The 15,166-nt window shown below is 43.8% G+C and carries 18 protein-coding genes; 17 read left to right on the top strand and 1 reads right to left on the bottom strand.

Annotation, left to right across the window (positions count from 1 at the left end; all coding sequences use genetic code 11):
- Nucleotides 1-80: 80 nt before the first annotated feature.
- The 8 genes from hprK (at nucleotide 81) to C6W18_RS07445 (ending at nucleotide 5,885) form a co-directional block, all read left to right on the top strand.
- Nucleotides 81-1,013: an HPr(Ser) kinase/phosphatase gene (gene hprK, locus C6W18_RS07480; protein ID WP_003212943.1), complete on the top strand. Its 933-nt coding sequence runs from the start codon at nucleotides 81-83 to the stop codon at nucleotides 1,011-1,013.
- Nucleotides 1,014-1,024: 11 nt separating this feature from the next.
- Nucleotides 1,025-1,849, top strand: coding sequence for a prolipoprotein diacylglyceryl transferase (lgt, locus tag C6W18_RS07475; RefSeq protein ID WP_105927002.1), 825 nt, complete (start codon nucleotides 1,025-1,027; stop codon nucleotides 1,847-1,849).
- 19 nt (nucleotides 1,850-1,868) lie between these two features.
- Complete coding sequence (locus C6W18_RS07470) at nucleotides 1,869-2,813, top strand: nucleoside recognition domain-containing protein (protein ID WP_105927000.1); 945 nt, start codon at nucleotides 1,869-1,871, stop codon at nucleotides 2,811-2,813.
- Complete coding sequence (gene ppaX / locus C6W18_RS07465) at nucleotides 2,810-3,460, top strand: pyrophosphatase PpaX (RefSeq protein ID WP_034316577.1); 651 nt, start codon at nucleotides 2,810-2,812, stop codon at nucleotides 3,458-3,460. The genes C6W18_RS07470 and ppaX overlap by 4 nt, the downstream gene beginning before the upstream one ends.
- A gap of 1 nt (nucleotide 3,461) precedes the next feature.
- Nucleotides 3,462-3,980, top strand: coding sequence for an acyltransferase (locus tag C6W18_RS07460; RefSeq protein WP_105926998.1), 519 nt, complete (start codon nucleotides 3,462-3,464; stop codon nucleotides 3,978-3,980).
- 69 nt (nucleotides 3,981-4,049) lie between these two features.
- Nucleotides 4,050-4,478 carry an Rrf2 family transcriptional regulator gene (locus C6W18_RS07455; RefSeq protein WP_003213266.1) on the top strand — a complete coding sequence of 143 codons (429 nt, stop codon included), beginning with the start codon at nucleotides 4,050-4,052 and terminating at the stop codon, nucleotides 4,476-4,478.
- Between the two features lie 90 nt (nucleotides 4,479-4,568).
- Complete coding sequence (locus tag C6W18_RS07450; RefSeq protein WP_105926995.1) at nucleotides 4,569-5,210, top strand: NAD(P)-dependent oxidoreductase; 642 nt, start codon at nucleotides 4,569-4,571, stop codon at nucleotides 5,208-5,210.
- Nucleotides 5,211-5,252: 42 nt separating this feature from the next.
- Nucleotides 5,253-5,885: a DsbA family protein gene (locus C6W18_RS07445; RefSeq protein WP_105926993.1), complete on the top strand. Its 633-nt coding sequence runs from the start codon at nucleotides 5,253-5,255 to the stop codon at nucleotides 5,883-5,885.
- 38 nt (nucleotides 5,886-5,923) lie between these two features.
- On the opposite strand, the gene C6W18_RS07440 is transcribed toward C6W18_RS07445, so the two are convergent.
- Nucleotides 5,924-6,718 carry a C39 family peptidase gene (locus tag C6W18_RS07440; protein ID WP_105926991.1) on the bottom strand — a complete coding sequence of 265 codons (795 nt, stop codon included), beginning with the start codon at nucleotides 6,716-6,718 and terminating at the stop codon, nucleotides 5,924-5,926.
- A 233-nt stretch (nucleotides 6,719-6,951) separates the two neighbouring features.
- On the opposite strand from C6W18_RS07440, the gene C6W18_RS07435 reads away from it, so the two are divergent.
- The 9 genes from C6W18_RS07435 (at nucleotide 6,952) to C6W18_RS07395 (ending at nucleotide 14,978) form a co-directional block, all read left to right on the top strand.
- Nucleotides 6,952-8,127 carry an ATP phosphoribosyltransferase regulatory subunit gene (locus C6W18_RS07435; RefSeq protein WP_105926989.1) on the top strand — a complete coding sequence of 392 codons (1,176 nt, stop codon included), beginning with the start codon at nucleotides 6,952-6,954 and terminating at the stop codon, nucleotides 8,125-8,127.
- Nucleotides 8,120-8,767, top strand: coding sequence for an ATP phosphoribosyltransferase (gene hisG, locus C6W18_RS07430; protein ID WP_105926987.1), 648 nt, complete (start codon nucleotides 8,120-8,122; stop codon nucleotides 8,765-8,767). Before C6W18_RS07435 ends, hisG begins: the two co-directional genes overlap by 8 nt.
- The gene (gene hisD, locus C6W18_RS07425) at nucleotides 8,764-10,053 is read left to right on the top strand and encodes a histidinol dehydrogenase (RefSeq protein ID WP_105926985.1); all 1,290 of its coding nucleotides are present in this window, start codon (nucleotides 8,764-8,766) and stop codon (nucleotides 10,051-10,053) included. The genes hisG and hisD overlap by 4 nt, the downstream gene beginning before the upstream one ends.
- Nucleotides 10,050-10,634: an imidazoleglycerol-phosphate dehydratase HisB gene (hisB, locus tag C6W18_RS07420; protein ID WP_034316598.1), complete on the top strand. Its 585-nt coding sequence runs from the start codon at nucleotides 10,050-10,052 to the stop codon at nucleotides 10,632-10,634. The genes hisD and hisB overlap by 4 nt, the downstream gene beginning before the upstream one ends.
- Nucleotides 10,634-11,272 (top strand): imidazole glycerol phosphate synthase subunit HisH, encoded by a 639-nt coding sequence (gene hisH / locus C6W18_RS07415; RefSeq protein ID WP_105926984.1) that lies wholly within the window; start codon nucleotides 10,634-10,636, stop codon nucleotides 11,270-11,272. Before hisB ends, hisH begins: the two co-directional genes overlap by 1 nt.
- Nucleotides 11,269-12,006 (top strand): 1-(5-phosphoribosyl)-5-[(5-phosphoribosylamino)methylideneamino]imidazole-4-carboxamide isomerase, encoded by a 738-nt coding sequence (gene hisA / locus C6W18_RS07410; RefSeq protein ID WP_105926982.1) that lies wholly within the window; start codon nucleotides 11,269-11,271, stop codon nucleotides 12,004-12,006. Before hisH ends, hisA begins: the two co-directional genes overlap by 4 nt.
- The gene (gene hisF / locus C6W18_RS07405) at nucleotides 12,003-12,761 is read left to right on the top strand and encodes an imidazole glycerol phosphate synthase subunit HisF (RefSeq protein ID WP_105926980.1); all 759 of its coding nucleotides are present in this window, start codon (nucleotides 12,003-12,005) and stop codon (nucleotides 12,759-12,761) included. Before hisA ends, hisF begins: the two co-directional genes overlap by 4 nt.
- A complete protein-coding gene (gene hisIE / locus C6W18_RS07400; RefSeq protein WP_105926978.1) occupies nucleotides 12,758-13,387 on the top strand; it encodes a bifunctional phosphoribosyl-AMP cyclohydrolase/phosphoribosyl-ATP diphosphatase HisIE in 630 nt (209 codons plus the stop codon). The genes hisF and hisIE overlap by 4 nt, the downstream gene beginning before the upstream one ends.
- 130 nt (nucleotides 13,388-13,517) lie before the next feature.
- A complete protein-coding gene (locus C6W18_RS07395) occupies nucleotides 13,518-14,978 on the top strand; it encodes a tetratricopeptide repeat protein (protein ID WP_105926976.1) in 1,461 nt (486 codons plus the stop codon).
- Nucleotides 14,979-15,166 lie beyond the last annotated feature (188 nt).

Here is a 15,166-nt window from a genome sequence, read left to right as displayed (position 1 = left end):
ATACTGTTTTGGGTTCATCATTGAAAGTGATAAAATAGAGCTGTATTTCTGAAACGCCTGTGATAAAAGGAGGAAGAAGCGTGCCGAAAGTTCGTACGAAGGACATAATGGAACAATTTCATCTTGAACTGGTAAGTGGGGAAGAAGGGATTAATCGTCCCATTACAATCAGTGATCTTTCCAGACCAGGTATTGAAATGGCTGGATATTTTACATATTACCCAAAAGAAAGAGTTCAACTTTTAGGGAAAACAGAGCTTTCCTTTTTTGAACAACTCCCAGAACGTGAACGAAAGCAGAGAATGATGTCTCTTTGTACAGATATTACCCCTGCTATTATTTTGTCCCGAGATCGTGAAGTGCCTAAGGAATTAATTGAAGCATCGAATGAAAATGGGGTTCCGGTATTACGATCAAGTTTAAAAACGACAAGACTTTCGAGTCGATTAACCAACTTTTTAGAAAGTAAGCTTGCACCAACGACCGCTATTCATGGCGTGCTCGTAGATGTATATGGTGTAGGTGTTTTGTTAATTGGGAAAAGCGGAGTAGGAAAAAGTGAAACAGCCTTAGAACTAGTGAAGAGGGGACACAGACTGGTCGCAGACGATTGCGTAGAAATCCGCCAAGAGGATCAGGATACGTTAGTTGGAAGCGCACCAGAGCTGATTGAACACCTTCTAGAAATTCGGGGCTTAGGCATTATTAACGTGATGACCTTATTTGGCGCAGGCGCCGTCAGAAGCTATAAGAGAATTACGATTGTGATGAACCTTGAGCTTTGGGAACAAGGCAAACAGTATGATCGTTTAGGGCTTGAAGAAGAGAAAATGCGGATCATTGATACAGATGTACCGAAGCTGACCATCCCTGTACGTCCAGGACGAAATTTAGCGGTCATTATTGAGGTAGCTGCGATGAACTTCAGATTGAAACGAATGGGGCATAATGCAGCGGAACAATTTACAAGTAAACTTGCCGATGTCATTGAAGACAATGGCCAGGATGAATAGGAGTTGTCTATATGAACGAAGCAATTCAACCAATTGATCCGATTGCTTTTCAGCTCGGGCCTATATCGGTTCATTGGTATGGTGTCATTATAGGGGTCGGAGCCTTGCTTGGACTCTGGCTCGCACTGAGAGAGTGTGAAAAAAGAGGAATCAATAAAGATATGTTTATTGACTTAATCTTATTTGCGATTCCAATAGCCATTATTTGTGCACGAATTTATTATGTGTCCTTTGAATGGGACTACTATCAGCAGCACCCAAATGAAATCATTAAGATTTGGAATGGCGGAATTGCAATACATGGCGGACTGATAGGTGCTGTGCTGACAGCCATTGTATTTACAAAAGTGAGAAAGGTATCCTTTTGGAAAATCGCCGATGTGGCAGCACCTAGTATTTTACTAGGGCAGGCTATCGGGCGTTGGGGCAACTTTATTAATCAGGAAGCTCATGGTGAGGCTGTCTCAAGAGCCTTTTTAGAAAATTTGCATCTGCCTGAGTTTATGATTAATCAAATGTATATTGATGGGACCTATTATCACCCAACGTTTTTATACGAATCATTATGGAATCTTGCTGGCGTTGTGATTTTGATTTTATTACGCAGAGCATCGCTCCGTAGAGGCGAAATTTTCTTGTCTTATTTAATTTGGTATTCAATTGGTCGTTTCTTCATTGAAGGAATGAGAACGGACAGCTTAATGCTGACAGAGCATCTTCGAATTGCACAGATGATTTCGATTGCGATATTTGTAGTGGCTGTTCTGCTGATTGCCTTTAGAAGAATCAAAGGCTACGCATCTATTCCGTACAAAGAGAACAACTCATCGAATTAAGCAGGGGGGATCAGTGAAGATGGGGGAGACATGGAAAAACGGCTTAAAAGCAGGGCTATCGACAACTTGGACACTTGGAAAAGTCATCTTTCCAGTTACCATTCTCGTCAGTATCTTGCAGCATACGCCTGTTATGGATTGGATCATTCAATTCATACGGCCATTTATGGGGTTGTTTGGTCTTTCAGGAGAAGCGGCGATTCCGCTTGTATTAGGTAATATGCTGAACTTGTATGCGGGTATTGCTGCTATCTTGACATTAGAGCTTCCTGTGAAGGAAGTGTTCATTTTAGCGGTGATGCTATCCTTTTGTCATAACCTGATGATTGAATCGACAGTGGCGGCAAAGGTTGGATTGAGGGTGTCTGTGATTTTGTTAGTCAGAATCAGTCTTGCTGTTGTTTCAGCTATTGTCATTCATCTCGTTTGGCAGGGCGGCCAAGAAACTGCGCAATATGGCTTGCTTACGGCGGCTCAAACGGCTGATGTGCCTTCAAGCTGGTACATGATCGTTCTCCTTGCCTTACAGAAAGCCGTTCTCGGTGTGCTCCAGCTGGCTTGTATTGTCATCCCTCTCATGATCATCATTCAATTCATGAGAGATTTGGGGTGGCTGCATACTTTGTCTAAGTGGCTGTCTCCTTTTACTAGAATGCTTGGAATGAAAGAAAATACGTCTATGACGATGGTAGCTGGATTAACCATTGGCCTAGCTTATGGAGCAGGAGTGATGATGAAGGCAGTGGAAGAAGACGGCGTGAGTAAAAAAGATTTAACCCTTGCCTTCATTTTCCTTGTTGCTTGTCATGCGGTGGTTGAAGATACCCTGATTTTTATTCCACTTGGCATTCCAGTATGGCCGCTTCTAGTCATCCGCCTGATTTCTGCAATTTTATTGACAGCTGCCATTAGCTATATTTGGCGAAAACGGGAACATGCAGCTGTTAGAAAGGAAGCCATATGAACGAATTAACGATCAACACAGTGCTCTTTGATTTAGATGGCACATTAATCAATACAAATGAATTAATTATTGCTTCATTTCAGCATACGCTGGATCATTATTACCCTGGCCAGTACAGCCGTGAGGATATCCTTCATTTCATTGGTCCCTCATTGTTTGATACATTTTCTGCGATGGACCCAGACCTGACGGATGACATGATTCAGATGTATCGAACGTTTAATCATGAACAGCATGATTTGCTTGTGACTGAGTATGAGACGGTTATAGATACATTGAAAGTACTGCAGGATCAAGGATTTAAGCTCGGCATTGTCACAACGAAGATACGTGATACCGTTTTAATGGGATTGAAGCTGACAGGTTTAGAGCCGTTCTTTGAGGTTATTGTCACACTGGATGATGTACAAAACGAGAAGCCGCATCCGGAACCTGTCCAGCTGGCATTATCCAAGCTTGGTAGTGATCCACATGAAGCGGTCATGGTCGGCGATAATTATCACGACATTTTGTCTGGTCAAGCAGCAGGGACAAAAACGGCAGGTGTCGCTTGGTCTATTAAGGGAGAAGAGGCCCTTTTAAAGCATCGCCCTGATTTCATGCTGAAGAAAATGAGTGATCTTTTGGCGATTGTTGGAGCTGATTAAGTTGAGAAAAACAGATCGTTATCCTGTAAAAGGGGTCAATTCGCTTAGACAAGTCTATCGGACGGTCCCCTTTCTCAAAGTTGTGAAAAACTTTATCTTTATTCAATTGGCAAGGTACACGCCCTTTATGGGAATGAAAAACTGGATTTATCGGACTTTCCTTCGTATGAAAGTCGGTGAGGATACGGCGTTTGCCTTAATGGTCATGGTTGATTTGATGTTTCCTGAGAAAATCACTGTCGGTCGAAATAGTGTGATCGGCTATAACACGACGATCTTGTCCCATGAGTATTTGATTAAAGAGTACAGACTTGGGGAAGTCTATATTGGTGATGAAGTCTTAATTGGAGCAAATTCAACCATTCTGCCTGGAGTGACGATTGGCGATGGTGCAATCGTATCGGCGGGTACACTTGTTCATAAGGATGTTCCGGCAGGCTCCTTTGTTGGAGGAAATCCAATGCGCATGATTTATACGAAAGAACAAATGGAAGCACGTCAATCTACGTCTGCTGAGTAGCCCGGCAGACTTTTTTGTTGACATTCTGACTTGGTGTAACTATAATGATTACAACAGAGGTGAGAAAACATGAAAATCAGCAGCAGATTTACTGTCGCTGTCCATATTCTGGCCTTGCTATCACTTGAAAAAGGATCATTACAGACATCGGAGGATATCGCAGGAAGTGTGAATACAAACCCAGTGGTCATCCGCCGCATTATGAGTAAATTAAAAAAAGCAGGCCTAATTTCAACAAGTCTTGGCAAAGGTGGTTCTCAGTTGAACCGCAGTGAAGACGACATCACACTGCTCGATGTGTATAAAGCGGTGGAAGTCGTGGATGAGGGGGAATTGTTTCAAATCCATGAAAGCCCAAATCCTGACTGTCCGATCGGTGCAAATATTCAAGCGGTACTCGAATTGATTTTGTGCCGCGCCCAAAGTGCGATGGAGCAAGTGCTTGCTGAGATCAAATTAAGTGAACTAACGCAGGTGTTAATCAAAAAAATTGGATGATCTATTCAATTTTTTTTACCTCTGTTGTAACTGAATCAGTTACATCTTTCTTTATTATCAACATAAAACCATATTGTAGGAGGAGTTAACATGAAAATTGGAATCATTGGCGCAACAGGTAAAGCAGGACAAGAAATTTTAAAAGAGGTTCAATCAAGAGGACATGAAGTGACGGCAATCGTCCGAGATGCACAAAAGGTGACAGATTCATCACTAGCTGTTCTTGAAAAGGACGTGTTTCACTTGCAAGCAGAAGACATCAAAGGCTTTGATGTCATTGTGAATGCATTTGGCGCACCTGCTGGAAAAGAGCACCTTCATGTAGAAGCAGGAAAAAAACTGATTGATATTCTAAAAGAGGCGCCTGAGACTCGTTTAATCGTTGTGGGCGGAGCAGGCAGTCTATTTGTAGATGAGGCCAAAACAACAAGACTTGTTGACACTCCAGAGTTTCCAAAAGAATACATCGCCACTGCTTCACAGCAAGGAGAAAACCTAAAAGATCTTCAACAGACAGAGGGATTAAAATGGACCTTCCTCAGCCCAGCAGCATTCTTTGATCCAGCTGGCAAACGTACAGGCTCTTACGTGAAAGGGAAAGATCATCTGATTGTCAATTCTAAAGGGGACAGCTATGTGAGCTATGCTGACTACGCCGTTGCACTGGTTGATGAAGTGGAGCAGGCAGCCCATGTTGGAGAACGTTTTACCGTTGTATCCGAAGCCGAATAAGCAGTTTCATGGCGTTAAAAATGATAAATGGGGGTCTAATGTATGAATGAGCAAGAATTGTCTCTCATTTATGTATGGGATGCGTATTGCGGCTGGTGCTATGGATTTTCAAACAGTATCCGCACTTTGCATGAAAATCATCCGGAGATACCACTAACACTTGCGTCGGGCGGTTTATTTGTAGGAGACAGAAGCCTTCCCATAAAGGATTATCCACACATTCCAGAAGCAAATCAGCGCATTAGTCAGCTGACTGGAGTCGAATTTGGAGAACGTTATGAGGAGCTGCTAGCAAACGGAACGTTTGTTTTAGACTCTGAGGCTGCGGCCATTGGGTTTTCAGCATTAAAATTCATCGCGCCAGAGCGCGCATTGTACTTGGCTTCATCGATGCAAAAGGTTTTTTATCAAGACGGAAAAAGCCTGAGTGATGAAGAAACTTATCGGGACATCGCTAGGGCACATCATCTTGATCCTGACGCAGTGATTGAGCGCATGAAAACAAAAGAAGCGATTGATGATGCGTATGCCGACTTTGCGAAGGTTCATCAACTTCCTGTGAATGGCTACCCTACACTTTTGTTGAAAAAAGGGAATGAATACTTCAGCCTAGGCGGAGGTGCGATGACGGCTGAAAAGCTTGAGGCACGCCTGAAGGAATTGCTAGAAAAATAAATCAAGAAAAAGAACCTCTATCCGCATAGAGGTTCTTTTTACGCTTTAATGATAATCGCTTGATTGCCCATCTGTTCCCAAGAATCTTCAAACCGATCACGATCGACTTTCTGATTTTTTTGTCCGTAAGGGTTATTCAAGTAGACGTGCTCCTCGTCGTAGCCTGTGACGACAACGCTATGCACATTAAAGCTCACATCTATTTTGCCATTCGGCGTATTCCATGTTTCGATGTTATCCGTTTTATCAAAGGTGGATGTCGTAATCACCCAGACAGGATAACCCTTTTCAAGTGATTGATAGATGGCTTTTTTGACAGGCTTTCCAGTTAAGTCGACAACTTGATCGCCCGCGTATTTTTTCGCAAGCTGATAAATCGGTTCATGGTAAACACCAAGACCTGGCCCATTCTCCATATCGCCTACAAACCCATCATGTGGGTCTCCTTTTAAGCCATTCTCATAATTTAGTGGAACGCGCTTGATTTCATTTGCCAATGTGTTTTTTGTCACTCGCTCATAGCCGCTGTAATGAAGCAGCATCGCTAAGCTTGTGACTTCACAGCCGTTATAAAGCTTTGGTGCATCCATTTGATTATAGAGGATGACATCCATGGCTTTTTTGCTTCCTTTTAAAGACTTGTGTGTGGCATCCGTTTTTTTCGTTGAACGTGTCTCTTCTGCCGCAAGTGCGGTATCGTTTTCTTTTTCTTTTGCTGCTTCGTGTGGCGAAGCTGTTTTCTTGACTTGGTCGAATTGTGAAACATAAATAAAGCCGAAATAAACAAGACATGCGCACAACAAAGTTAAGGTTATTGTCTGGATGAGCTTCACTGTAATCTCCTGTGTTATTCAATATTTTTAAGTATTATAGCATGTTCCTTCATTGAATATGTAGAAAAGGTTCAGGTGTCACTTGAATGTAATAATTCCACAAATTTTTAATGAAAATCGAGAGAAAATAAAAATGATTGATTTAATCACTTTATTCTGTTAGCATATTATCATATTAGCGAACTAAAGGATTCGGAATTTTTCGTTTTAATGTGTTGGAGGTGCGGAAGAACATGTTTATGTTTGAGAAACCATATGGTATGCGGGATTCATTGCCAGGATTGTATGAGACGAAGAAAAGAGTGAGACATTCATTAACAGAGGTCATAAATGGTTGGGGTTACCGTTTGATGGAGACACCAACGCTTGAATTTTACGATACAGTCGGTGTTCAATCGGCGATTACAGATACACAGCTATTTAAGCTCCTTGATCAAAACGGTCAAACCCTTGTGCTGAGACCTGATATGACGGGACCGATTGCGAGAGTGGCGGCTTCAAAGCTTCATGAGCAGGCGTATCCACTTCGGGTTGGTTATGCAGCCAATGTGTTCCGGGCTCAGGAAAGAGAAGGCGGAAGACCATCTGAATTTGAGCAGGTCGGAATTGAATTGATTGGTGATGGTTCAATTAGTGCAGATGCTGAAGTCATCGCGCTTGTCGTGTTTGCGTTAAAAAATGCCGGGCTCCAATCATTCAAGATAGCGATCGGGCATGTCGCTTTAGCAGAGACGTTATTTGTAGATGTACTGGGAAATACAGAGCGTGCAAACGTCCTTCGGCGATTTTTATATGAAAAGAATTATGTTGGATACCGGCAGCATGTGAAGCAATTACCGCTTTCCTCCATCGATAAAATGAGGTTGTTACAGCTTTTAGATTTACGCGGCGGCAAGGAAGTCACAGAGCGGGCAGATGAAATCGTGGTTTCACAAGAGGGAAAAGAGGTGCTCGCTGAGTTAAAGGCACTTTGGGAGACACTTGAAGATTACGGCTGTACAGAATATATCCGTTTAGACTTAAGCATGGTGAGTCATATGAGCTATTACACGGGCATTTTGTTTGAAGTATTTGCAGATCATGTTGGGTCTGTCATTGGAAGTGGCGGTAGATATGATCAATTACTTGCTCATTTTGATGCACCTGCACCAGCTACAGGGTTCGGTCTTCGATTAGACCGCCTTCTTGAAGCACTCGATGTAAAAGAAATGAATGAGCCGCAGGAGGCTGTGATTTTCAGTAAAGAACAAAGACTAGAAGCATTTGCTTTTGCAGAAAAAGAGCGTTCAAAAGGCAAAAAAATGGTCCTTCAAGACTTAGCGGGTATTGAGAATATTGACGCGATGACCAAGGCATTTGAGCAAGTGACTTATTTTATCGGCGCTAGAAAGGAAGAGCAGAATGGGTAAAGTGTTGACGATGGCGATGCCAAAGGGTCGGATATTTGAAGAAGCGGCAGGGTTGCTAAGGCAGGCGGGGTATCAGCTGCCGGAGGAATTCGAGGATTCAAGAAAATTAATCATTGATGTACCGGAAGAAAACCTCCGCTTTATCTTAGCCAAGCCAATGGATGTGACGACCTACGTAGAGCACGGTGTGGCGGATGTTGGTATTGCAGGGAAGGATGTCATGCTCGAAGAAGCTCGTGATGTATACGAAGTGCTCGATTTAAACATCAGCAAATGTTATTTAGCCGTTGCCGGATTACCGGGAGCCAGCTGGGGCGGTGTCGCACCGCGTGTGGCAACAAAGTACCCAAATGTAGCATCGTCCTATTTTAGAGAACAAGGTGAGCAGGTGGAGATCATTAAACTGAATGGTTCCATTGAGTTAGCACCGCTCATCGGACTCGCCGATCGAATTGTTGACATTGTCTCCACAGGTCAAACACTAAAGGAAAATGGACTTGTCGAAACTGAGCATATTTGTGATATTACGTCACGCTTTATTGTCAATCCTGTGAGTTACCGAATGAAGGATGCTGTCATTGATGAAATGGCGCAACGTCTTGCCAGAATCATTGAAAGAGAAGGGGAGGAATCATCATGAACATCACCTACATACAAGAAGGTGAGACAAACACTCTCTCACTCAAGCGGTCTTTAGATACAGGAACGGAAGAGCAGCGTCAGATTGTTCAGCGTATTATTCAGGAAGTGAGAAAAAATGGCGATGAAGCCGTACGATCTTTTACGAAGCAATTTGATGGTGTGTTCGTTGAAGATCCGCTTGTCACGGAAGATGAAATCGCAAAAGCCTACGAACGATTGGAGCCGGAGATGATTCAGATTATCCAAAAGGCTATCCGTCATATTCGAACATACCACGAGCGTCAGCTGACATCCTCTTGGTTTTATCACCAACAGGACGGCTCAATGCTCGGACAAAAGATGACGCCGCTCGATGCGGTCGGTGTGTATGTCCCCGGCGGAACAGCCGCCTACCCTTCATCGGTTTTAATGAATGTGATTCCGGCACTTGTCGCTGGCGTTGAACGAATTGTTCTTGTAACACCACCAGGGAAAGATGGCTGTCTGTCTGACGCTGTACTGGTTGCCGCGAAGGAATTGGGTATTTCAGAAATGTATAAAATGGGCGGTGCGCAGGCGATTGCGGCTCTTGCATATGGAACTGACAACATCCAGCCTGTTGATAAAATCACAGGTCCAGGAAACATTTATGTAGCACTTGCAAAGCGAGAAGTATTTGGTCAGGTTGATATCGATATGATTGCGGGTCCAAGTGAAATTGCTGTCCTAGCAGACGAAACGGCACTTGCACATGAGGTGGCGGCCGATTTGCTTTCGCAGGCAGAGCATGATGCGTTAGCATCCAGTATTTTGGTGACACCGTCTAAGACACTTGCTGAAAAAGTGCAGGCTGAGGTGCAAGCACAGCTGGATACTTTGCCAAGAAAATCAATCGCAGCACAATCCATACAAGATCATGGCCGTATTTACGTGACAGAATCAATTGACCGTGCAGTAGACGTCGTGAACCAATTAGCGCCAGAGCACTTAGAAGTGCTGACAGCGTATCCAGAATCACTTCTTGGTCAAATCAAGCATGCAGGGGCGATTTTCTTAGGACGTTATAGTCCAGAGCCGGTGGGAGATTATTTCGCAGGACCGAATCACGTGCTGCCAACAAACGGAACAGCGCGATTCTCCAGCCCGCTTGGTGTGACCGATTTTCAAAAGAAAACGAGCATTATTTCATATAGTCAAGAAGCCTTTGAGGCACACAGGGAAAGCATTGCGGCTTTTGCAAGGTTAGAAGGGCTTGAAGCGCATGCAAGGTCCATTGAAGCGAGAAAGCGGGAGGAATCAAAATGAGACAGGCGGAAACTGCGAGACAAACAAATGAAACGAACATTTCGTTAGCATTAGAGATTGATGGAGAAGGAAAAGCGGATATTCAGACAGACGTCCCTTTTATGACGCACATGCTTGATTTATTTACGAAGCATGGACACTTTAATTTGACCGTAGATGCGAAAGGAGATACGGATGTTGATGATCACCACACAACAGAAGATATCGGCATCGTGCTTGGACAAATGTTTAAGGAAGCGTTAGGTGATAAAAAAGGAATCAAGCGGTATGGTTCTAGCTTTGTTCCGATGGATGAAACGCTTGCCCAGGTAGTAGTCGACTTAAGCAACCGTCCTCATTTGGAAATGAGAGCCGCCTTCCCAAGTCAAAAGGTCGGAACCTTTGATACAGAGCTGGTGCATGAGTTTCTTTGGAAATTTGCCCTTGAAGCCCGTATGAACCTTCATGTGATCGTTCACTACGGAACCAATACTCACCATATGATTGAAGCAATTTTTAAAGCGATGGCACGTGCCCTAGATGAAGCAACAACCATTGATCCACGCGTGAAAGGGATTCCTTCGACAAAGGGGATGCTCTAATGATCGGAGTCATTGATTATGGAATGGGAAATTTGTTTAGTGTATCAAAAGCGCTGGAACGAGCTGGCGCCCCTTATATCGTTTCCTCTGAAGTGGAGGAGCTCAAAAAGGCAGATGCTTATATTTTGCCGGGGGTGGGGTCGTTTCGTGATGCGATGGGGCTGCTAAGACAGACAGGGCTAGAGGCGTTTATCCACCAAGTCGTGCAGGAAGGAAAGCTGTTATTTGGCATTTGCCTTGGCATGCAGCTGTTGTTTGAAGAAAGTGAAGAGGCAGGGAAAACAAAAGGGTTGGGCTTGTTAAAAGGACGTGTCGTTCTTTTAAAGGACCGTGATCAGGACGGACAAAGGCTGAAGGTGCCTCATATGGGCTGGAATGAGCTCACATTTCATCAGCCGTCCCCATTATTTGACGGTGTGCCGGAAGGATTTGCGTACTTTGTTCACTCTTATTATGTGAGTGACATGAATCCAGAAGAGCAATTGGCAAGTGCGGCCTATGGCGTGCAAGTACCAGCAGTTGTTGGAAAGGGGAATGTGCTTGGGGCACAGTTTCACCCTGAAAAAAGCAGCACAACGGGAATGGCACTGCTGAAGCAGTTTATTCAATTAGCAAACGAACAGAGGGTGAGCAAATGAGTGAATTTACACTTTATCCAGCGATTGATATGAGAAATGGCAAATGTGTACGACTTGTGCAAGGAGACTATGATCAAGAAACCATTTATGGAGATTCACCGCTAGATATGGCCGCGCGGTTTGCAAATGAAGGAGCGAAGTGGATTCATCTCGTTGATCTAGATGGTGCAAAAGCTGGAAAGCGCGTCAATCATGAGCATGTGCTGGCGATTGCTTCCTCCTTAGATGTGAATGTACAAATAGGCGGCGGCATTCGGACAGAAGAAGACGTTGCATTTTATTTGAGCAATGGCGTATCTAGAGTCATCCTTGGCAGCTCTGCTGTTTCTAACCCGGCTTTTGTAAAAAAAATGCTTGCACAATATGGTGAGAAAATAGCGATTGGCATTGATGCACGAAATGGCTTTGTATCGACTGAGGGCTGGCTTGAAACGTCGAAAGTGAAGGCAGAGGAACTCGGTAAGGAACTGGCAAAGGAAGGCGCAGAGGTCTTTATTTTCACCGATATTCAAATGGATGGTATGCTCTCTGGTCCCAATGTGGAAAGTACGGTCCGATTAGCAGAAGCGACTGGTAAACAAGTCATCGCTTCAGGTGGAGTCAGTGCTGTCGCTGATATTCAAAAGCTGTCAGTGCAAAAGCATGCCGGTGTTTCTGGTGCGATCATTGGCAAGGCGCTTTACACGAAGCAGTTTACTCTAGCAGAAGCGTTTGAAGGGCTGGACAGCGTATGATGACAAAACGTATCATCCCATGTCTCGACGTGAAGGAAGGACGTGTTGTCAAAGGTATACAATTTCTAGGCTTAAAGGATGCTGGTGATCCTGTAGAATTAGCGCAGATCTATGATGAGGAAGGCGCGGATGAACTTGTCTTTCTCGATATTTCAGCCTCTCATGAAGGACGAAAAACGATGGTGGATGTGGTCAAGCAAGTAGCGTCTACTCTTGCTATACCGTTTACGGTGGGCGGCGGGATTAACCACCTTGATGACATGAAGCGTATATTAAGAGCGGGTGCAGACAAAGTATCGGTGAACACAGCGGCTGTTTTAAGACCAGAGCTGATTTCAGAAGGAGCCGATTTTTTTGGTTCTCAATGCATCGTCGTCGCGATCGATGCGAAATACGATGAAGAGAAAAAAGCATACATGGTCTATACCCACGGAGGACGCCGTAAAACGGAAATAGAAGTAAGCGACTGGGCGAAAGAAGCCGTGCTGAGAGGAGCAGGAGAGATCTTGCTGACAAGCATGGATGCTGATGGTGAGAAAACAGGCTTTGATCATCGTCTGACGAAGCTTGTGTCAGAAGCAGTCACAGTGCCAGTCATTGCCTCTGGAGGTGCGGGCAATGCCCAGCATATGCTGGAGGCTTTTACAAAAGGAGAAGCTGATGCAGCATTAGCAGCCTCCATATTCCATTATAAAGAGACCTCGATTCAAGAGGTGAAGACATACTTGAGAGAACACGGGGTGAAGGTCAGATGAAACAGGCAAACCAATTAACCTTTAATGAGGCAGGCCTGATTCCTGCGATTGTACAGGATGCTCAGAGTAAGGAAGTACTGACGCTGGCGTATATGAATCAAGAATCCTATGAAAAAACGTTGGAAACAGGCGAAACATGGTTTTTTAGCCGTTCGCGAAACGAGCTTTGGCACAAAGGCGCCACATCTGGACATACCCAGCAAGTCAATTCCATTCGCTACGACTGTGATAAGGACGCTCTGCTTGTACTCGTGACACCAAGTGGCCCAGCATGCCATACTGGCAGCTACAGCTGTTTTTCGGAAGAAGGTGTGAAGCCCCAAAGCGAAGAACGGGACCGCTTTGCCATTTTAAATGAACTTGAACAGGTCATTGCAAAGCGTCAGGCAGAAATGCCAGAAGGAGCTTATACAACCTATCTATTTGAAAAAGGGGTCGATAAAATCCTGAAAAAAGTGGGGGAAGAAGCTTCTGAGGTCATCATCGCAGCGAAAAACCGTGATCAGGAAGAGTTGAAATGGGAAACAGCCGACCTCCTGTATCACCTTCTTGTATTATTACGTGAGCAGCAACTGCCGCTTGATGATGTATTAAAGGTATTGAAAAAGCGTCATCAAGGTGAATGAAAAGCTGGGGACACCCCTGGCTTTTTGCTTTTGTATGAAAAACAAATCCTTCCTTTCCTTTTGTTCTATGTGACGACTCGTGAAGTATGTTATACTACACACGGTACACTGTTCGAAATGGAGGGTATCGGTGAGCAAATACACTTCTCAAAATAAGCACACACAAGTCGTCCAGCTATTCCAAGATGGGCATTACTTTTTTCATAAAGGTCTGAAAGCATATAGAGAAAGAAATCTATCAAGGGCAGTTAAGCTGATACAGAGGGCCATCGTACTTGAGCCTGAAAATGTAGACATGCTGTCACAGCTTGCTATTATTTATACTGAAATGGGTCATTACCAACAATCAAATGAACTGCTTGATTTCATCCTCGAACACGTCGATGAAAACATGTCAGAGTGTCACTATTTTAAAGCAAATAATTATGCCAATCTCGGACTGTTTCAAGAGGCTTATAAGTCAGCTACTGCTTATGCCGCTTTGGAAGAGGATGGGGAATTTGCGGATGAAAATGATGATCTTCTCGACCTGCTCGATATGAGTGATGAAGAGGACGAAGATTTTCCTTATGATCAGGATGACCTGATTGTGAAGCAGGATCAAGCAAATTATTTGTTAGAGAGCGGCAGGCTTGACGAAGCCATTGAGATGCTAGAACAGATGATTGTTGAGTATCCAGAATTTTGGTCAGCGTATAATAATCTCGCTTTGGCCTATTTTTATTTTGGTCAAATCCATCAGGCGAAAGAGATGTTGAACCGGGTCCTTCATGAAAATCCCGGTAATCTGCATGCCCTTTGCAACCAGCTTGTCTTCTATCATTATGAAAAAGAAGAAGAGAAGGTCAACGTGTTAGCGAAGCAATTAACGCACGTGTATCCAATATTAAGTGAACAGCGTTATAAGCTTGGTGCGACATTTGCCCTCGTTGGAGAATTTGAATGGGCCTTTAAATGGCTTTATTCTTTATATAAAACAGGCTTTCAGGGAGATAGTACATTTTTATACTGGCTTGCCAGTGCAGCCTATCAAACGGGCCACAAAACGCTGGCGCAAACCGTTTGGGATAAGATGGTAGAACAAGATATAGATGCAGATGAAATCAAGCCGTGGCAGGATAAACCAGAGGAGACTGAACCAATGGTCTCAATTGAGGAACGGCTAACTGCGTACTATGTCAGTAAACAAAAAGGTGAACGTGATGTTCTGCAATCTGTCCTTGATGCCCGCGCAGCGAAAACAGCCTTTGAACAGCAATTCATTGAGCTGCTTTTATATGAAGATCAAATGGAAGAACGTTCATTTTCAGAAGATGCACTCTTCGCAAAACAGGCGGCATCCGCTTTGGAAGAAGCCGCGCAGCCTGATAACCATATGCCATATTTTTGGTTATTCCATATTATTCAGCAGGCACGTGCTTCTGGTGTAGATAAGAAAAATGCGCCTGCATGGGCAGCAGCTTCTTATTATCTATGGATGAATGAACAAGAAGAATCAACCGTCAGTAAAAAAGAGGTAGCGTCCTCTTTTCAGATCAGCGTTCAGACATTGTCTAAATACGAGGATGTCATTTGTACGTTCATGGACTAATAGGTAAATAGATTCAGAGAATAGCAGCATGACCCAAACGGTCATGCTTTTTTCTTGGATAAAAAGGTGGGATTTGCAAGGATTTGGCGAAGTATGACAATCACGACATGTTTTTGAAACATAAATGTAATAAAAATATTAGCTCATTTTGTCGATGTCTCATGTATAATGAAAATCGTGGATTAAAA

This window comes from Bacillus sp. LLTC93, assembly GCF_002993125.1.
Lineage (GTDB): Bacteria > Bacillota > Bacilli > Bacillales > Bacillaceae > Bacillus > Bacillus zhangzhouensis.
This window is presented reverse-complemented; position numbering and strand designations above follow the sequence as displayed.

What these genes read in the sequence shown, in the direction of transcription:
- lgt (WP_105927002.1), top strand. Translation starts at nt 1,025, where the DNA reads ATGAACGAAGCAATTCAACCAATTGATCCGATTGCTTTTCAGCTCGGG.
- C6W18_RS07470 (WP_105927000.1), top strand. Translation starts at nt 1,869, where the DNA reads ATGGGGGAGACATGGAAAAACGGCTTAAAAGCAGGGCTATCGACAACT.
- ppaX (WP_034316577.1), top strand. Translation starts at nt 2,810, where the DNA reads ATGAACGAATTAACGATCAACACAGTGCTCTTTGATTTAGATGGCACA.
- C6W18_RS07455 (WP_003213266.1), top strand. Translation starts at nt 4,050, where the DNA reads ATGAAAATCAGCAGCAGATTTACTGTCGCTGTCCATATTCTGGCCTTG.
- C6W18_RS07450 (WP_105926995.1), top strand. Translation starts at nt 4,569, where the DNA reads ATGAAAATTGGAATCATTGGCGCAACAGGTAAAGCAGGACAAGAAATT.
- C6W18_RS07445 (WP_105926993.1), top strand. Translation starts at nt 5,253, where the DNA reads ATGAATGAGCAAGAATTGTCTCTCATTTATGTATGGGATGCGTATTGC.
- C6W18_RS07435 (WP_105926989.1), top strand. Translation starts at nt 6,952, where the DNA reads ATGTTTATGTTTGAGAAACCATATGGTATGCGGGATTCATTGCCAGGA.
- hisG (WP_105926987.1), top strand. Translation starts at nt 8,120, where the DNA reads ATGGGTAAAGTGTTGACGATGGCGATGCCAAAGGGTCGGATATTTGAA.
- hisD (WP_105926985.1), top strand. Translation starts at nt 8,764, where the DNA reads ATGAACATCACCTACATACAAGAAGGTGAGACAAACACTCTCTCACTC.
- hisB (WP_034316598.1), top strand. Translation starts at nt 10,050, where the DNA reads ATGAGACAGGCGGAAACTGCGAGACAAACAAATGAAACGAACATTTCG.
- hisH (WP_105926984.1), top strand. Translation starts at nt 10,634, where the DNA reads ATGATCGGAGTCATTGATTATGGAATGGGAAATTTGTTTAGTGTATCA.
- hisA (WP_105926982.1), top strand. Translation starts at nt 11,269, where the DNA reads ATGAGTGAATTTACACTTTATCCAGCGATTGATATGAGAAATGGCAAA.
- hisF (WP_105926980.1), top strand. Translation starts at nt 12,003, where the DNA reads ATGATGACAAAACGTATCATCCCATGTCTCGACGTGAAGGAAGGACGT.
- hisIE (WP_105926978.1), top strand. Translation starts at nt 12,758, where the DNA reads ATGAAACAGGCAAACCAATTAACCTTTAATGAGGCAGGCCTGATTCCT.